Annotated in this window: 16 protein-coding genes and 1 tRNA gene; 4 read left to right on the forward strand and 13 right to left on the reverse strand. The window is 58.6% G+C overall.

Annotated features, from left to right (window positions below; genetic code table 11):
- Positions 1-545: 545 nt before the first annotated feature.
- The 5 genes from AC3WTM_RS19100 to dapA form a co-directional block, all read right to left on the reverse strand.
- Positions 546-635, reverse strand: a tRNA-Ser gene (locus tag AC3WTM_RS19100).
- A gap of 83 nt (positions 636-718) precedes the next feature.
- On the reverse strand, positions 719-1,432 hold the full coding sequence (gene purC / locus AC3WTM_RS19105; protein WP_007944067.1) for a phosphoribosylaminoimidazolesuccinocarboxamide synthase: 714 nt from the start codon (positions 1,430-1,432) through the stop codon (positions 719-721).
- A 28-nt stretch (positions 1,433-1,460) separates the two neighbouring features.
- Positions 1,461-2,219 carry an MBL fold metallo-hydrolase gene (locus AC3WTM_RS19110; RefSeq protein WP_057716015.1) on the reverse strand — a complete coding sequence of 253 codons (759 nt, stop codon included), beginning with the start codon at positions 2,217-2,219 and terminating at the stop codon, positions 1,461-1,463.
- Between the two features lie 4 nt (positions 2,220-2,223).
- Positions 2,224-3,339 carry an NlpB/DapX family lipoprotein gene (bamC, locus tag AC3WTM_RS19115; RefSeq protein WP_057716016.1) on the reverse strand — a complete coding sequence of 372 codons (1,116 nt, stop codon included), beginning with the start codon at positions 3,337-3,339 and terminating at the stop codon, positions 2,224-2,226.
- Between the two features lie 17 nt (positions 3,340-3,356).
- The gene (gene dapA, locus AC3WTM_RS19120; RefSeq protein WP_057716017.1) at positions 3,357-4,235 is read right to left on the reverse strand and encodes a 4-hydroxy-tetrahydrodipicolinate synthase; all 879 of its coding nucleotides are present in this window, start codon (positions 4,233-4,235) and stop codon (positions 3,357-3,359) included.
- A 328-nt stretch (positions 4,236-4,563) separates the two neighbouring features.
- On the opposite strand from dapA, the gene AC3WTM_RS19125 reads away from it, so the two are divergent.
- On the forward strand, positions 4,564-5,124 hold the full coding sequence (locus AC3WTM_RS19125) for a glycine cleavage system transcriptional repressor (RefSeq protein ID WP_007979776.1): 561 nt from the start codon (positions 4,564-4,566) through the stop codon (positions 5,122-5,124).
- 10 nt (positions 5,125-5,134) lie between these two features.
- The gene (locus tag AC3WTM_RS19130) at positions 5,135-5,608 is read left to right on the forward strand and encodes a peroxiredoxin (protein WP_102672037.1); all 474 of its coding nucleotides are present in this window, start codon (positions 5,135-5,137) and stop codon (positions 5,606-5,608) included.
- 142 nt (positions 5,609-5,750) lie between these two features.
- On the opposite strand, the gene AC3WTM_RS19135 is transcribed toward AC3WTM_RS19130, so the two are convergent.
- Entirely contained in the window at positions 5,751-6,821 is a 1,071-nt protein-coding gene (locus AC3WTM_RS19135; RefSeq protein ID WP_102672038.1) for an AI-2E family transporter, read from the reverse strand.
- Positions 6,822-6,852: 31 nt separating this feature from the next.
- On the reverse strand, positions 6,853-7,092 hold the full coding sequence (locus AC3WTM_RS19140; protein WP_102672039.1) for a sulfurtransferase TusA family protein: 240 nt from the start codon (positions 7,090-7,092) through the stop codon (positions 6,853-6,855).
- 98 nt (positions 7,093-7,190) lie between these two features.
- Between AC3WTM_RS19140 and AC3WTM_RS19145 the strand changes: the two genes are divergently transcribed.
- Positions 7,191-8,624 (forward strand): M48 family metalloprotease, encoded by a 1,434-nt coding sequence (locus AC3WTM_RS19145; protein ID WP_102672040.1) that lies wholly within the window; start codon positions 7,191-7,193, stop codon positions 8,622-8,624.
- A 76-nt stretch (positions 8,625-8,700) separates the two neighbouring features.
- On the opposite strand, the gene AC3WTM_RS19150 is transcribed toward AC3WTM_RS19145, so the two are convergent.
- From AC3WTM_RS19150 to rpoE, 4 genes are all read right to left on the reverse strand, one after another.
- On the reverse strand, positions 8,701-10,125 hold the full coding sequence (locus AC3WTM_RS19150; protein WP_102672041.1) for a DegQ family serine endoprotease: 1,425 nt from the start codon (positions 10,123-10,125) through the stop codon (positions 8,701-8,703).
- A gap of 178 nt (positions 10,126-10,303) precedes the next feature.
- The gene (locus AC3WTM_RS19155) at positions 10,304-11,263 is read right to left on the reverse strand and encodes a MucB/RseB C-terminal domain-containing protein (protein ID WP_102672042.1); all 960 of its coding nucleotides are present in this window, start codon (positions 11,261-11,263) and stop codon (positions 10,304-10,306) included.
- A gap of 8 nt (positions 11,264-11,271) precedes the next feature.
- The gene (locus AC3WTM_RS19160; protein WP_057716023.1) at positions 11,272-11,859 is read right to left on the reverse strand and encodes a sigma-E factor negative regulatory protein; all 588 of its coding nucleotides are present in this window, start codon (positions 11,857-11,859) and stop codon (positions 11,272-11,274) included.
- Between the two features lie 31 nt (positions 11,860-11,890).
- Positions 11,891-12,472 carry an RNA polymerase sigma factor RpoE/AlgU gene (rpoE, locus tag AC3WTM_RS19165; RefSeq protein WP_003172477.1) on the reverse strand — a complete coding sequence of 194 codons (582 nt, stop codon included), beginning with the start codon at positions 12,470-12,472 and terminating at the stop codon, positions 11,891-11,893.
- Positions 12,473-13,024: 552 nt separating this feature from the next.
- On the opposite strand from rpoE, the gene nadB reads away from it, so the two are divergent.
- Entirely contained in the window at positions 13,025-14,641 is a 1,617-nt protein-coding gene (gene nadB / locus AC3WTM_RS19170) for an L-aspartate oxidase (protein ID WP_057716024.1), read from the forward strand.
- On the opposite strand, the gene AC3WTM_RS19175 is transcribed toward nadB, so the two are convergent.
- Both AC3WTM_RS19175 and AC3WTM_RS19180 read right to left on the reverse strand, forming a co-directional pair.
- Positions 14,610-15,062 carry a protein YgfX gene (locus AC3WTM_RS19175; RefSeq protein WP_102672043.1) on the reverse strand — a complete coding sequence of 151 codons (453 nt, stop codon included), beginning with the start codon at positions 15,060-15,062 and terminating at the stop codon, positions 14,610-14,612. The genes nadB and AC3WTM_RS19175 overlap by 32 nt on opposite strands.
- Positions 15,046-15,300 carry an FAD assembly factor SdhE gene (locus tag AC3WTM_RS19180; RefSeq protein WP_057716026.1) on the reverse strand — a complete coding sequence of 85 codons (255 nt, stop codon included), beginning with the start codon at positions 15,298-15,300 and terminating at the stop codon, positions 15,046-15,048. The genes AC3WTM_RS19175 and AC3WTM_RS19180 overlap by 17 nt, the downstream gene beginning before the upstream one ends.
- Positions 15,301-15,367 lie beyond the last annotated feature (67 nt).

The following is a 15,367-nucleotide window of genomic DNA, read 5'->3' on the forward strand; positions in this document are numbered from 1 at the left end:
TGCTGATAATCTGTTGACTAGCAGTCTGACTCCACAAGCACCCACACGAATTGCTTGATTCAGTTGTTAAAGAGCGGCTGGTTAAGATCTTTCGTCTCAACCGAGATGCACATCTTACAGCGCATCCTTTCAACTTGCAACCTTAAAAGTTTCTGATTTTTCAACAAAATCAACTACTTAAACCAACGACAACATCAAACTGCTCGTTAGCGGGAGGCGAATAGTACAGGATTAAAATCCGAGGTCAACCCCCCACCTGAAAATTCTTCTTCCCTACCAAAGCGCCCGGGTCGCCACCATGAGAACCTCCAGCATCTATATAAAGCACTGGGACAGCAACGAACCCAAACCACACCACCTGGACATATAGATACAACAATGGTGAGAAAAACCTACGGCAAATGGATACCCAGGGGATCCCAAGAGCATGACAGGCATCACGTCAAAAATGCCGGGGCACGAAACGCCCTCCCCGACCAATACGACAGAAACGAAAAAGCCCCTGAAATGTTTAACCATTTCAGGGGCTTAGTCTTGTTCAATAATGGCGGAGAGATAGGGATTCGAACCCTAGGTACCGGTGAAGGTACAACGGATTTCGAATCCGTCCCATTCGGCCACTCTGGCATCTCTCCAACGGCGCGCATCATAACAACACTTTCGCAGGAAGCGAACCCCCTAAGCGAAATATTTCTGTGCTATCAGATGCTTGCGTCGGTTAAAGCGGTACGCCCAGACGATTGGCGACTTCTTCATAGGCTTCGATGACGTCACCGAGGCCCTGACGGAAGCGGTCCTTGTCCATTTTCTTGCCGGTGGCCTTGTCCCACAGACGGCAGCCGTCCGGACTGAATTCGTCGCCCAGCACGATGGAGCCATCGTGGAACACGCCGAACTCCAGTTTGAAGTCGACCAGCAGCAGGCCGGCGTCGTCGAACAGCTTGCTCAGGACTTCGTTGACCTTGAGCGACAGCTCTTTCATGCGAACCAGTTGCTCGGCGGTACCCCAACCAAAGGCCACAACGTGGGATTCGTTGATGAACGGGTCGCCCTTGGCGTCGTCCTTCAGGAACAGTTCGAAGGTGTAAGGGTTGAGCTTCATGCCCTCTTCGACACCCAGACGCTTGACCAGGCTGCCGGCGGCGTAGTTACGCACGACGCATTCGACCGGGATCATGTCGAGTTTCTTCACCAGGCATTCGTTGTCGCCCAGCAATTTGTCGAATTGGGTCGGCACGCCGGCCGCTTCGAGCTTCTGCATGATGAAGGCGTTGAACTTGTTGTTCACCATGCCTTTGCGGTCGAGCTGCTCGATGCGCTTGCCGTCGAACGCCGAGGTGTCGTTACGAAACAGCAGGATCAAGCGGTTAGCGTCGTCGGTCTTGTAAACCGACTTGGCTTTGCCGCGGTAGAGTTCTTCACGTTTTTCCATGATGGGCTCCGCTTGCTAAGTAGATGGGCTAGGCGATATGTCGCCAGTCGAGCCCTGAATCTTGATCGGCCAGTTGCAGCCAGTCCGGGTCGCACCCAAGGGTGTCGACAAAACATTGCCGGGCCAGCCGCGGCAGGTTGTTCTTGCTGCTCAGATGGGCCAGGACCAGGTGTTGCAGGTCTTTCCAGCCCAGCTCGGCCACCAGGAATGCCGCCTGGTGGTTATTCAAATGCCCGAGTTCACCGCCTACCCGCTGCTTGAGAAAGTACGGGTAATGACCGCGAGCCAGCATGTCACGACAGTGATTGGACTCGATCATCAACGCATCGAGATCCCGATAGCCGTCCAGCACCTTGTCACAATACGAGCCCAGGTCGGTCAACAGGCCGAAGCGCCGTAAACCGTCACTGAAAACATATTGCGTCGGTTCTTGTGCATCGTGGGCCACGGCAATGACACCGATGCTCAAGTCGCCGATTTGCAGTTGATCGCCGCCGGCCAGAAAGCCTGCCGGCTCAATAGGTTTGCGCATCCCGCGCAAGGTCCCGCGACTGAGGTAGACAGGCAGATTGTAGCGCCGAGACAGCAAACCCACGCCATGCACGTGGTCGGCATGTTCGTGGGTCACGAGTATCGCGCTCAGCTGCGCAGGGTTCACACCCAGGCGCAGCAGGCGTTTTTCGGTTTCCCGCAGGGAAAAACCACAATCCACCAATACGTACGTATCAGCGCTGGCTATCAGCGTGCCGTTCCCTTGACTACCGCTGCCGAGAACGGCAAAACGCATAGGATCAGCCCAGGTTGTCCTGAATCTTGCTCAACACTTTACGCGCCACATCGGCCGGCGCCACGGTGTTGATGTTTTTCTCTACGGTGACCTGGACGTTCTCGCCAACCTTGCTCAGGCGAACCTGATAACGCTCGGCGCGGGCCTCAAGCTCTTCCTTGCTCGGCGCGCTGCCGAACAGGCTGCTGAAGAAGCCTGGCTTGTCGTCTTTGCTCTCGGCTTTTTCGGCCAGGTTGATGTAGTACAGGCCCAGGCTGCGGTTGATGTCTTCAACACGCCATTCGCCTTGTTCCAGCGCACGACCGACGCTCGACCAGGCACGATCCAGATCGGTACCGACGTTCAGCACAGGGTTGCCGCTGCCGTCTTCACTCAGGCTGACACGACTTGGCGCGTCGAAATCACGCGAAGCCAGCATGGAGACCGAACCGCCCTTCTCGGAGATACGGCTCATGCTCGCGAGCATGTCGTCGACCAGTGCCGCGTCCAGGCCAGTGTTGACCGAACGGTTGGTGAAGGCCACGTCGGCGGTGCTGCCGGCGGGACGCTCGGCGCTGACCACATAGACTTCACTGGTGTTGCGCTGCACGCCCGGTTCGATGCGCACCCGCACGCGGGTTTCGCTGTCCGTGCTGACGCCGGCCGCGCTCAGGCGCTTGGCCATGGCCGCAGACAGTTCATCGGAATGCTGCCAGGTCGTGGTGAATTCACCGGTTTGCGGACGCTGTTCATCCAGACGGAAACCGTTGTCCTGGAAGAACTGAACGGCCACGGGCCAGACTTCAGCCGGCGGATTCTGCGCCAGGATGGAGCTGGAGCCGCCGCTCTTCTGCAGGGAGTAGGCACCGGCGTCAGCACCCGCGGTCAGCGGCTGCGGCCGAGGAACGATGTATTCGCCCTTGGCGGTGTCATCGGCCACGTTGCGCGGGATCGGCAACAGCGGATCCAGACGCTTGGCGGTACGGACATCCGGTGGCATTTGCATCGGTGCAGTCTGTTGCGCTTCCAGGTAATCGCTACCACGGTCACGGAAATAACCTTCCGGGCCCCAGATCCATCCACAGCCACTGGTGCTGGAGATAATCAAGGCAAGTGCGGAAAGTCCGGCCATTCGCTTCATGCGTTGTACTTCCTCAATTAAACCAGGACGCCGCACTGGCGCAGGGCCGTGCGCAGCGTTTCGTGACAAGGTGCGCTCAGCCAGGTCAACGGCAGGCGGATGCCTTCGTGCATCAGGCCCATTTCAACCAAAGCCCACTTCACCGGAATCGGGTTGGCTTCGATGAACAGATCCTTGTGCAGTGGCATCAGTTTTTCGTTGATTGCCCGTGCAGTCTCGGCATCCCCCTTGAGGGCAGCCTCGCACAGATCGGCCATTTCACGCGGCGCGACGTTGGCGGTAACGGAGATGTTGCCCTTGCCGCCCATCAGGATCAGCTCGACCGCGGTCGGATCATCGCCGGAAAGGACGATGAAGTCCTTGCTTACGCCGTCGAGGATGGCCTTGGCGCGCTTGAGGTCGCCGGTCGCTTCCTTGATACCGATGATGTTCGGCACGGTGGACAGGCGGATCACGGTTTCGGCCTGCATATCGCAGGAGGTGCGGCCGGGAACGTTATAGAGAATCTGCGGGATGTCGACCGATTCGGCGATGTGCTTGAAGTGCAGGTACAGGCCTTCCTGGGTCGGCTTGTTGTAGTACGGCACTACCAGCAGGCAGGCATCGGCGCCGGCTTCCTTGGCATTACGGGTCAATTCGACGGCTTCGCGGGTCGAATTGGCGCCGGTACCGGCAATCACCGGAATGCGGCCGTTGACCTGCTTGACCACGGCACGGATGACTTCGATGTGCTCGTTGACGTCGAGGGTTGCCGACTCGCCGGTGGTGCCAACGGCGACAATGGCATGGGTGCCGTTTTCAAGGTGGAAGTCCACGAGTTTGCTGAGGCTGTCCCAGTCAAGACGCCCCTGTGCATCCATGGGTGTGACCAGTGCCACCATACTGCCCGCAATCATGAAACCGCTCCTGCCGGAAAAAGAGAGCCGTAATGGTACTGGCGCCAAGATGCTTGTACAAGCGAAGTACTGTGCTGCCGCCATTCCCCTTGGCGCCGGTTTTCGCTACCCTTCAGACTTTGATCGGTACAGACAAGCTCGCGCGTCGGGTTTCAGCCTCCATTTTCGGCATCACAAGCCCTGATCCAGCGTTGCCGCGTCTCGCTCCCGCCCTGCCGGAGCACGTCGCGACCTGCCGCTTGGGGTTTACTGAATTCGCATCCGCAGGCTCGCTCCCGGCAAAACGCCCTCTGGACGTACCGACCGCTCATCGCTTTAGGAATGCTGCATGTCCACCCCCACAGTTCGCGAACAATTCCTTGTTATCAGTGCCCTCGGCGCCAACCCCATGGAGCTGACCAACGTCCTGTGCCGCGCCAGCCATGAAAACCGCTGCGCCGTTGTCACCTCTCGCCTGACCCGCCATGGCGAATGCAGTGCCCTGGTGCTGGAAATCTCCGGTAGCTGGGATGCCCTGGCACGCCTGGAAGGCAGCCTGCCAGTATTGGCCAAGCGGCATGCGTTCACGGTCAACGTGGTGCGCAGCGCGGCCCTGGAAAACCGCCCTCAGGCCCTGCCGTACGTCGCTTATGTCAGCTCGGCCTACCGCTCGGACATCATCAACGAGCTGTGCCAGTTCTTCATGGACCACAATGTCGAGCTGGAAAACCTGACCTGCGACACTTATCAGGCTCCGCAGACCGGCGGCACCATGCTCAACGCCACGTTCACCGTGACCTTGCCGGCCGGCGTGCAAATCAGCTGGCTGCGCGATCAGTTCCTGGATTTTGCCGACGCGCTGAACCTCGATGCCCTGATCGAACCCTGGCGCCCACAGAACCCAATGTAAGGAAGCTTTCATGGCCGTCGCCATCGACCAACCGGTTGCCGATTTCCAAGCCCCCGCCACCAGCGGGCAAACCGTCAGCCTCGCCGGCCTGAAAGGCAAGCAGGTAGTGATCTACTTCTACCCCAAGGACAGCACCCCGGGCTGCACGACCGAGGGGCAGGGCTTTCGTGATCAATACGCTGCGTTCAAGGCCGCCAATACCGAAGTGTTCGGCGTGTCTCGCGACAGCCTCAAATCCCACGAGAACTTCAAGTGCAAACAGGAATTCCCTTTTGAGCTGATCAGCGACAAGGACGAAGCCATCTGCCAAGTGTTCGACGTGATCAAGCTGAAAAAGCTCTACGGCAAGGAATACATGGGCGTGGATCGCAGCACGTTCCTGATCGACGCCAACGGCATGCTGCGCCAGGAATGGCGCGGCGTGAAGGTACCGGGGCATGTTGATGCGGTATTGGCCGCGGCTCAGGCTTTGAATAAGGCCTGATTTCCGGGTGCTCTTTCGGACGCCATCGCGAGCAAGCTCGCTCCCACAGCTAACCGTGATTTTCTGAACAACTCGGTCAACTGTGTGAGCGAGCTTGCTCGCGAAGGGGCCATCAGCCCCACTGAACGATCAAACCTGCTCCTTAAAGCAGCGGCGCGACCTCCGGCTCCTTGCGCGGCCAGGCATCCAGCACGGCCTTGAACAGCGTCGCCAGGGGAATCGCGAAGAACACCCCCCAGAACCCCCACAACCCGCCAAACAACAGCACTGCGCAGATGATTGCCACCGGATGCAGGTTGACCGCTTCCGAGAACAACAATGGCACCAGCACGTTGCCATCCAGCGTCTGAATGATCCCGTAGACCGCCATCAAGTATATGAACTGATCGCTCCAGCCCCACTGGAATAGCGCAATCAGAAACACGGGCACAGTCACCACCACGGCGCCGACATAAGGCACCACCACCGAAATCCCCACCAGCAGTGCCAGCAGCGCCGCGTAATTGAGTTCAAGTACAACAAAGGCGATGTAGGTCACGCCACCGCAAATGAAGATTTCGATGACCTTGCCGCGAATGTAATTGGCGATCTGCCGGTTCATTTCATGGGCGACCCGGGTGATCAACGCCCGCTCACGGGGCAGGTAACCGCGCACCCACTGGCCGATCATGGCCCGATCCTTGAGGAAGAAGAACACCAGGATCGGCACCAGCACCAGGTAGATCATGATGTTCACCAGCAATGGCAGGCTCGACAGCGAGAACGTCAGTGCCCACTGACCAAACTTGCCGATTTCGCCCCGCGCCGCTTCGATGGCCTGCAGTACTTGCTCATCGGACACCAGATGCGGATAGCGTTCGGGTAGCAGCAGCAACAGCGACTGCCACTTGGCGAGCATGCCGGGCAACTCGTTGAACAACGTGATCAGTTGATGCCACAGCAACGGCACGACCACCACGATAAACACCAGCAACAGCCCCATGAACAATGCAAAGACCAACCCTACCGCGACCCCGCCCGGCACCCGCAGGCGCTCGAGGGTCACTACCAGCCCCTGCATCAGGTACGCAAGCACCATCCCGGCGAGCACCGGCGCCAGCATACCGCCCAGGGTCAGTACGGCGGTGAACGCCAGAACCAGCAGGACAGCCAGCACCACCGCTTCTTCATCGGAGAAATAGCGCTGAATCCAGTCGCGCAACACTTTGAACATCAATAATCCTTAGGAGTAAACGCAGCCGATTTCAGGCTTTTTTCAACCAGTAACGGTAAACACCCGCATCATCTTCTTCACGAAGCAGGGTATGACCGGCCAATCGGGCAAAGGTGCGAAAGTCGCGCTGCGAACCCGCATCGGTGGCGATGACCTTGAGCACCGCGCCACTGGCCAGACGGTTGAGCTCCATCTTGGCCTTGAGCAACGGCAACGGGCAATTCAGGCCGCTGGCGTCCAGTTCAACGTCATGCTTTACAGCGTCGGTCATTGCATCACTCCAGGTCAGGTGGTTGTGTTGCCTAGAATATCTGGTCGCAACGCCGGTGTCCGGCTACAGTAAGGTCTTTGTCGACTAAGGCTTTGTGCATGACTTTTTTGCGCCCCACCCTGCTGACGCTCGCTTGCCTGCTCGCCTCACCGGGCTTTGCCGACGACCTGCCGTCACTCGGCGACGCCAGTTCTGCCATTGTCTCGCCGCAACAGGAATACCAGCTCGGCCGCGCCTGGCTGGCAATGTTGCGCAGTCAGGTTTCGCAGCTCAACGATCCGCAGCTCAAGAATTACGTGGAATCCAGCGTTTACCGACTGGTCGAGACCAGCCAGGTCACTGACCGACGCCTGGAGTTCATCCTGATCAACAGCCCGCAGCTCAACGCCTTTGCAGCGCCGGGCGGGATCGTCGGGGTGAACGGAGGTTTGTTCCTCAACGCCCAGACCGAGGGCGAATACGCTTCGGTACTGGCGCACGAATTGGCTCACTTGTCGCAGCGCCACTTTGCCCGGGGCGTCGAAGCGCAACAACGCATGCAAGTACCCATGATGGCTGCATTGCTGGCGGGTATCGTGCTGGCGGCCGCCGGTGGCGGTGACGCCGGGATCGCGGCCATTGCCGGCACACAGGCCGCAGCCATCCAGGAACAGCGGCGATTCTCCCGCCAGAACGAGCAAGAAGCCGACCGTATCGGCATCCTCAATCTGGAAAAGGCCGGTTACGATCCCCGCTCGATGCCAACCATGTTCGAACGGCTGGGGCGTCAGTACCGCTACGATGCCAAGCCACCGGAATTTCTGCTGACCCACCCGGTCACCGAATCGCGTATCGCCGACACCCGCAACCGCGCCGAACAGTTTCCAAAGGGCGGTATCGAAGACAGCATGCGCTACCAACTGATCCGCGCACGCGTACAGCTGATCTATGAAGAAACCCCGGGGCTTGGCGCCAAGCGCTTCCGCGCCCAGCTCGACGAGAACCCGAAAAACGACGTGGCACGCTACGGTCTGGCGATCGCCCAGATCAAGGGCGGCCAACTGAACGAAGCACGGGAAAACCTCAAGCAGTTGCTGGCCAAGTCACCCAACGAAATCATCTACAACCTGGCTCAGGTCGATCTGGATATCACCAATAATCGCTTGGCGGATGCCCAGTCCCGGGTTGACCGGTTGATGGGCCAATACTCTGGCAACTACCCGCTGAACCAGATTCGCGTCGACCTGCTGCTCAAGCAAAACCGTACTGCGGATGCGGAGAAAGCCCTCGATAGCCTGCTCAAGTCCCGCCCGGATGACCCGGACGTGTGGTATCAGGTTGCCGAGACGCGCGGCCTGTCGGGCAATATCATCGGCCTGCATCAGGCTCGCGCCGAATACTTTGCGCTAGTCGGGGACTACAAACAGGCCATTCAGCAACTGGACTTCGCCAAACGCAGGGCTGGTAGCAACTTCCCGCTGTCTTCGCGGATCGACGCGCGACAACGCGAGCTGATGGAACAAGAGCGCATGATCAAGGACATGATGGGCTGACGCCCCGACGACAAAAGGTCCGGACACAAAAAAACCGCCTCTTTCGAGGCGGTTTTTTATGCATCCACCAACCGGGTTATTCAGCCAGCTTGAAGGTGATGAAGCTCGCACGTCCCTGACGCAGTACCCGCATCGACACCGAACGGTTCTTTGGCAGCGCCTTGGCGATGTCCGCGAACTCCTTGGTGGAACCGATCGCCTGGTTGTTCAGATGGGTGATCACATCACCCGGCTGCAAGCCGATCATGGCAGCAGGGCCGTCCTGTACTTCCTTGATCAGCACCCCCCCCTTGAGGTCGTAGGTTTTCTTCTGCTCGTCAGTCAGCTCGACCACAGAAACACCAAGGCGATTGCTGCTGCGCTCGATGCTGGATTTTGGCAGCGAGTCCAGCTCCTTGCCTTCTTCCGGAATTGCGCCGACCGTCAATTCGACATTCTTGCGCTTGCCGTCACGAATCACTTCCAGATCGGCCTTGTTGCCAGCCTTCAACCCGCCAACCAGATGCGGCAGGTCGGCCGACATGACGATTGGCTGACCGTTCATGCTCAGGATCACATCGCCAACTTGCAGGCCGCCCTTGGCAGCCGGGCCATCGTCCTGGATTTGGGCAACCAGCGCACCGGCCGGTTTCTCCAGGCCGAACGACTCGGCCAGATCCTTGCTCACTTCCTGAATCACGACGCCCAGCCAGCCACGGCTGACCTTGCCACCGGATTTCAGCTGATTGGAAACATCCATGGCCACGTCGATCGGGATTGCAAACGACACGCCCATGAAGCCACCGGAGCGGGTATAGATCTGCGAGTTGATCCCGACCACCTCACCGTTGAGGTTGAACAGCGGACCACCGGAGTTACCCGGGTTGATCGCCACGTCGGTCTGGATGAACGGCACATAATTTTCGTTCGGCAGGCTGCGACCGACGGCGCTGACGATGCCTTGGGTCACCGTGTGGTCAAAGCCGAATGGCGAACCGATCGCAACAACCCATTGGCCAGCCTTCAGGTCCTGGGACTTGCCAAGCTTGAGCACTGGCAGATCCTTGCCTTCGATTTTCAGCAGCGCCACGTCGGAACGTGGATCGGTACCGATCAGCTTGGCTTTCATTTCACTGCGATCGGCCAGGCGGACGAGGATTTCGTCAGCGTCGGCGATCACGTGATTATTGGTCAGGATATAGCCATCGGAAGAGATGATGAAACCCGAACCCAGGGAGGTTGCCTCGCGCTGACGGTCACGAGGTGAGCGCGATTGTGGCGGCATGCCCCGTTCGAAGAATTCGCGCAGCATCGGTGGCAAGCCTTCGAGGTCAGGCATTTGCTGGCTGACTTTGCGATCCGGCAGCTTTTGCGTGGTACTGATGTTCACGACCGCAGGCGAAGCCTGTTCGACCAGCTGCGTAAAGTCAGGCAATTCGACCGCTTGGGCGGTGACCGCCTGACCGAGCACCAGCACGGTGGCAATAATGGAAAGGTAGGACTTCAAGCGTGGTATCGACATACGGCTCCCGTTACAACGAGCATGGTTAAGCGATATGGAGCAAGGAACACCGGGAACAATACGCCGGTATTTTTGTTCCGGGAACAACAAACAAGGCCAGAGCCGAGAGGCTCTGACCTATAAAAATTCTACGGGATTTTTGCAAGCTGAAATGCTCACGAAACATTTCGAATTCAGCTCATTGCTTGGTTGCAGCGGCGTCGGTACGCATCGAAAGCGCTATCCGTTCAGCAGTACCGACCGGTATCTCGCCAACGACAGTCACCATCATGTCGCCCTGTGCCGTGGCCAAGCGCCGGGAAACCGCAACGGTCGGCCCCAACTGAGTACGGGTATCGGTGACTGTTGCGCCATTCAACGGCTCGAGGAATACCGAAAAGCGCGTCAAGCCATCGTCATACATCAGGCTATTGACCTGAGTCTTGGTCTGCGGATCCTTGCGAGCGGTGCTGCTGATCAGCTCGAAGCCAGGCGGCAACCAGTCGGAACGCCAGACCTGGGCAGCCTTGACGGCAGAGGCCTTGTCACTTTCGAGATTGACTGGCTTGCAATCATTACTGGCCTGCAGGTCTTTTTCGGAAGGGACGTCAGCGGTATCCATTTGCGTGAACTGGAAGCGCTCCAACAACCGCCCCTTGTCGTCCAGTAGCAAGGACTTCAGAGGCAGGCCGGTCTCCTTGTCCAGATGCAGTTCAAAACCATAGCGGTGCTGATCACGGGGTGTCAGCGATACGATCACCGCCGAACGCCCGGCGACACGCGACTTGCCGATGACGGCCAGGTCATACCAATTCTTGAGCTTTTGAGGATCGAGTGCACGGGCGGCGGAGTTCGGGGAGTCCCCAAGCCCTGCTATCAGTGTGCCACTGACGCATTGGGTTTGCCCATCAATGCGAACGACTTCCTGAGCGGAACCGTCGAGCTGGATTAAACGCTCGCGGACCTTTCCATCCTGGACGCGGTGCCAGATGTTATGGGTAGAAAAACTACCGTTACGCTCGTAGACGAAAGTACCCTGAAAGCTTTGCTGTTGCTCTGCCTGGCCCAGGCGGGTCAACCAGTCCTGGGCTTCACCGGCTTGGGCTGGAACGATGAACCAGCCGCTGAGCAGAAGCGAAAGTAGAGGTATGGCGCGCATGATCCTCCTTAACGGTTTTCCAGACTTGCGGCACGAGCGTAAGGCAGAGCGCTCTCAGTGCCTTTCAATGCAGCCTGTTGTGCGTGTTGGCGCAAGTAACCTGGCAGACGCTGATCGTGCCAGCCTGGCTGACCTTGCAGTACGCCATTGGCCATTGGGCCAGTAGCATCCGAACTCTCATTGTAGCCTGCCAAAACGGCTGGGCCTTTTACTTGAGGAGCAGCCAGTCCGGGTTGAGCGGATTGCTGGGCCAGCTCGACACCGGCGATCTCATCCTGGTTGTACAGACGCACACCGGCCAGCACCGCCAGGGTCACCGAGGCAGCGACCGCCAGACGACCCAGGCTGCGCCATGGACCACGGGAAGCTTTTGCCGGTACGGCTTCGTCAGCCAGGGCAGCAGAAACAGCCGCGGCGATGTCCAGGCGTGGAAGCAGCAGATCCTTGTGCATCACTGCCCGAGCGATCTGATAACGAGCCCAGGTTTCACGGGTTTCTACATCGTCACAGGCATTCAATACCCGACGCAATTCCAGTTCGTCCGCTTCGTTATCCATCACTGCGGACAGCGATTCCTGCAGGGCTTCACGACTCATGGCGTTCCTCTCTTGGCTGTCGCCGCTGTCTTTAGTTTTCCTGCAACAACGGCTGCAGGGCTTTGTCGATGGCCTCCCGGGCGCGGAAAATCCGGGAGCGCACGGTGCCTACCGGACATTGCATGACGCTCGCAATGTCCTCGTAACTCAGACCATCAAACTCACGTAAAGTTAAAGCCGTACGCAAATCTTCCGGCAGTTGCTGAATGGTTCGATGGACGGTGCCTTCGATCTCATCCCGCAGCAAAGCCCGTTCTGGCGACTCGAGATCCTTGAGGCCATGATCGCCATCGTAGAACTCTGCATCCTCGGAACTGACATCGCTATCCGGCGGCCGACGGCCGCGTGAAACCAGATAGTTTTTCGCCGTGTTGATGGCGATGCGGTAAAGCCACGTATAAAACGCGCTGTCTCCGCGAAAATTTCCAAGTGCACGGTATGCCTTGATAAAGGCTTCTTGTGCCACATCCTGGGCTTCATGGGTGTCGTGCACGAAACGCACGATCAACCCGAGAATTTTGTGCTGGTATTTCAGCACTAGCAGATCGAAAGCACGCTTGTCGCCGCGCTGAACGCGTTCGACCAGTTGCTGATCCTCTTCCTGGGTTAGCATGAACACTCCTCGATGAGCTCGGAGGAGGCTTGCAGAAGTAAACCACCAGACTTGCAAACATAGACTCGGGCTTTTCGCAAAAGTTCTCCCCCTCCAGGCAAGTTTCCTGCGGGCTCTGATTTGGCACGCACGAAAAGCGCAGCACGAGTTGACCCGGCTGCGCGGATAATCTTGTCATCGGATTCTTCAGCAAGGATCGAACTGCAATCCCGCACTGAAGCCGACACTGTCCCTTGTTTCAGGCAACCGTCTATTGATCTTGGGCCTTTGGCAAAAGTTCCAATTATTTATAGCCGTACCAACCCGACATCGTGCAACCGTGAAGGGAAAAAGACTGTTAAATCGGCGATACAGTCATTCTCGCGCCCAATGGGCAGAAAAACATCCGACGAAGCGACCGATGTTTTGCGTCACGGTAGTTTCACAATGCCATGCTAGCTCGGGTATTGTGCCGCTCCCCCCCTCTATATACTAGTGGGCAGTGCGGCTGCGTTGACTCGAAAGTCCAGCTGCGCCACCCCCGACCCGGGTCGCTTTGAGCGGAATCCTGAAATGAGCCAACAGTTTCAACACGATGTTCTGGTAATTGGCAGCGGTGCTGCCGGCTTGAGCCTTGCGCTGACCTTGCCCGGTCATTTGCGCATTGCCGTTCTGAGCAAGGGCAACCTCGCCAATGGCTCGACTTTCTGGGCCCAGGGCGGCGTTGCGGCCGTTCTCGATGACACCGATACCGTTGAATCCCATGTCGATGACACCCTCAATGCCGGCGGTGGCCTGTGTCATGAGGACGCCGTGCGCTTTACCGTCGAGCACAGCAGGGAAGCGATTCAATGGCTGATTGACCAGGGCGTGCCCTTTACCCGCGATGAACAATCGAGTAACGAAGATGGCGGGTTCGAGTTCCACCTCACCCGCGAGGGTGGTCACAGCCATCGGCGCATCATCCATGCCGCCGATGCCACCGGTGCTGCCATTTTCACCACCCTGCTCGACCAGGCCCGGAAACGACCGAACATCGAACTGCTGGAGCAGCGGGTTGCGGTTGACCTTATTACCGAGAAACGCCTGGGACTCGAAGGTGATCGCTGCCTCGGCGCCTATGTGCTCAATCGCGGCACCGGCGAAGTCGACACCTACGGCGCCCGCTTTGTGATCCTCGCCTCCGGTGGTGCGGCCAAGGTTTACCTCTACACCAGTAACCCTGACGGCGCCTGCGGCGATGGCATTGCCATGGCCTGGCGCTCGGGCTGCCGGGTGGCGAACCTGGAATTCAACCAGTTCCACCCTACTTGCCTGTATCACCCGCAAGCCAAGAGTTTCCTGGTCACCGAAGCCCTGCGAGGCGAAGGTGCCCACCTGAAGCTGCCCAACGGCGAGCGCTTCATGCAGCGCTTCGATCCACGGGCCGAATTGGCCCCACGAGACATCGTCGCCCGGGCCATCGACCATGAAATGAAGCGCCTGGGCATCGACTGCGTCTATCTGGACATCAGCCACAAACCCGAAGCCTTCATCAAGACGCACTTCCCGACGGTGTACGAACGCTGCCTGGAATTTTCCATCGACATCACCAAACAACCGATCCCGGTGGTCCCGGCGGCGCACTACACCTGCGGCGGCGTGATGGTCGATCAACAGGGTCGCACCGATGTGCCGGGACTGTATGCCATCGGCGAAACCAGTTTCACCGGCCTGCACGGCGCCAACCGCATGGCCAGCAACTCGCTGCTGGAATGTTTCGTCTATGCCCGCTCGGCAGCCGCGGACATTCTCGAACAGTTGCCCCGGGTTCCGATGCCAACCCCCCTTCCCGCCTGGGATGCGAGCCAGGTCACCGATTCCGATGAAGACGTGATCATTGCGCACAACTGGGATGAACTGCGGCGATTCATGTGGGACTACGTTGGCATCGTGCGCACCAACAAGCGTCTGCAACGGGCGCAACACCGCGTGCAGCTGTTGCTGGATGAAATCGACGAGTTCTACAGCAACTACAAGGTCAGCCGGGACCTGATCGAGCTGCGCAACCTGGCCCAGGTGGCCGAGCTGATGATTCTGTCAGCCATGGAGCGCAAGGAAAGCCGAGGCCTGCATTACACCCTCGACTACCCGGACATGTTACCGGTCGCGCTGGACACTATTCTGGTGCCGCCCACCTACGTCGGCTGAACTTGAGCCGCACCCGCAGGCGTCGGTGCACATCCGCCGCCTGCGCATCCCGGGGTACGCAAATGGCCCTGACCCGGCGCTCGCCACGCAGACGGAAACGCAGTACCACCACCAACGGCAGCGCCAGGCTGTCCGGCCTCAGTTGTACGGCCTGCCACCCCCTGGCCCGACTCCACAACTGCCAGCCATCGGCATCGCGCCGCAAGCCGCAAAAGGCCTGCGGGTGCGTCAGCAGGATTTGCCGGGGCAACAGCCAAGCGCCGTGAACCACGCACAGCATGACGCCGAGCAAGCTGGCCCAGACCGGAATCGACAGTAAAAACAACGAACCCAACGCGAACATCTGGACCAGAAGATAGGCCGCCAGCAACTGCCGTGAGGCATGCCAGCGGCATTCGAACCCATTACTTGGGCTGGACACGATCCAGGATCATGCGAACCATGCGTTGCAGCTCAGGATCTTCCGATTCGCTGCGTTCCATGAACCAGCCGAACATGTCCTGATCTTCACATTCGAGCAACCTGACATAGCAGGCGCGATCAACCTCGTTGAGGTGCCGATAAACCTCTTTCACAAACGGCACCAGCAACACATCAAGCTCAAGCATGCCGCGGCGGCTGTGCCAATAGAGGCGGTTCAGTTCAACATCTTCGACCATGGAGCGCTCCTCAAATAGGCCGCAAGTATACAGGCCCGCGCCCCGTCGAACAGTCGGCTTTGGTCGG

The sequence above is a fragment of the Pseudomonas sp. EU05-FHT14B02 genome, from assembly GCF_058791055.1.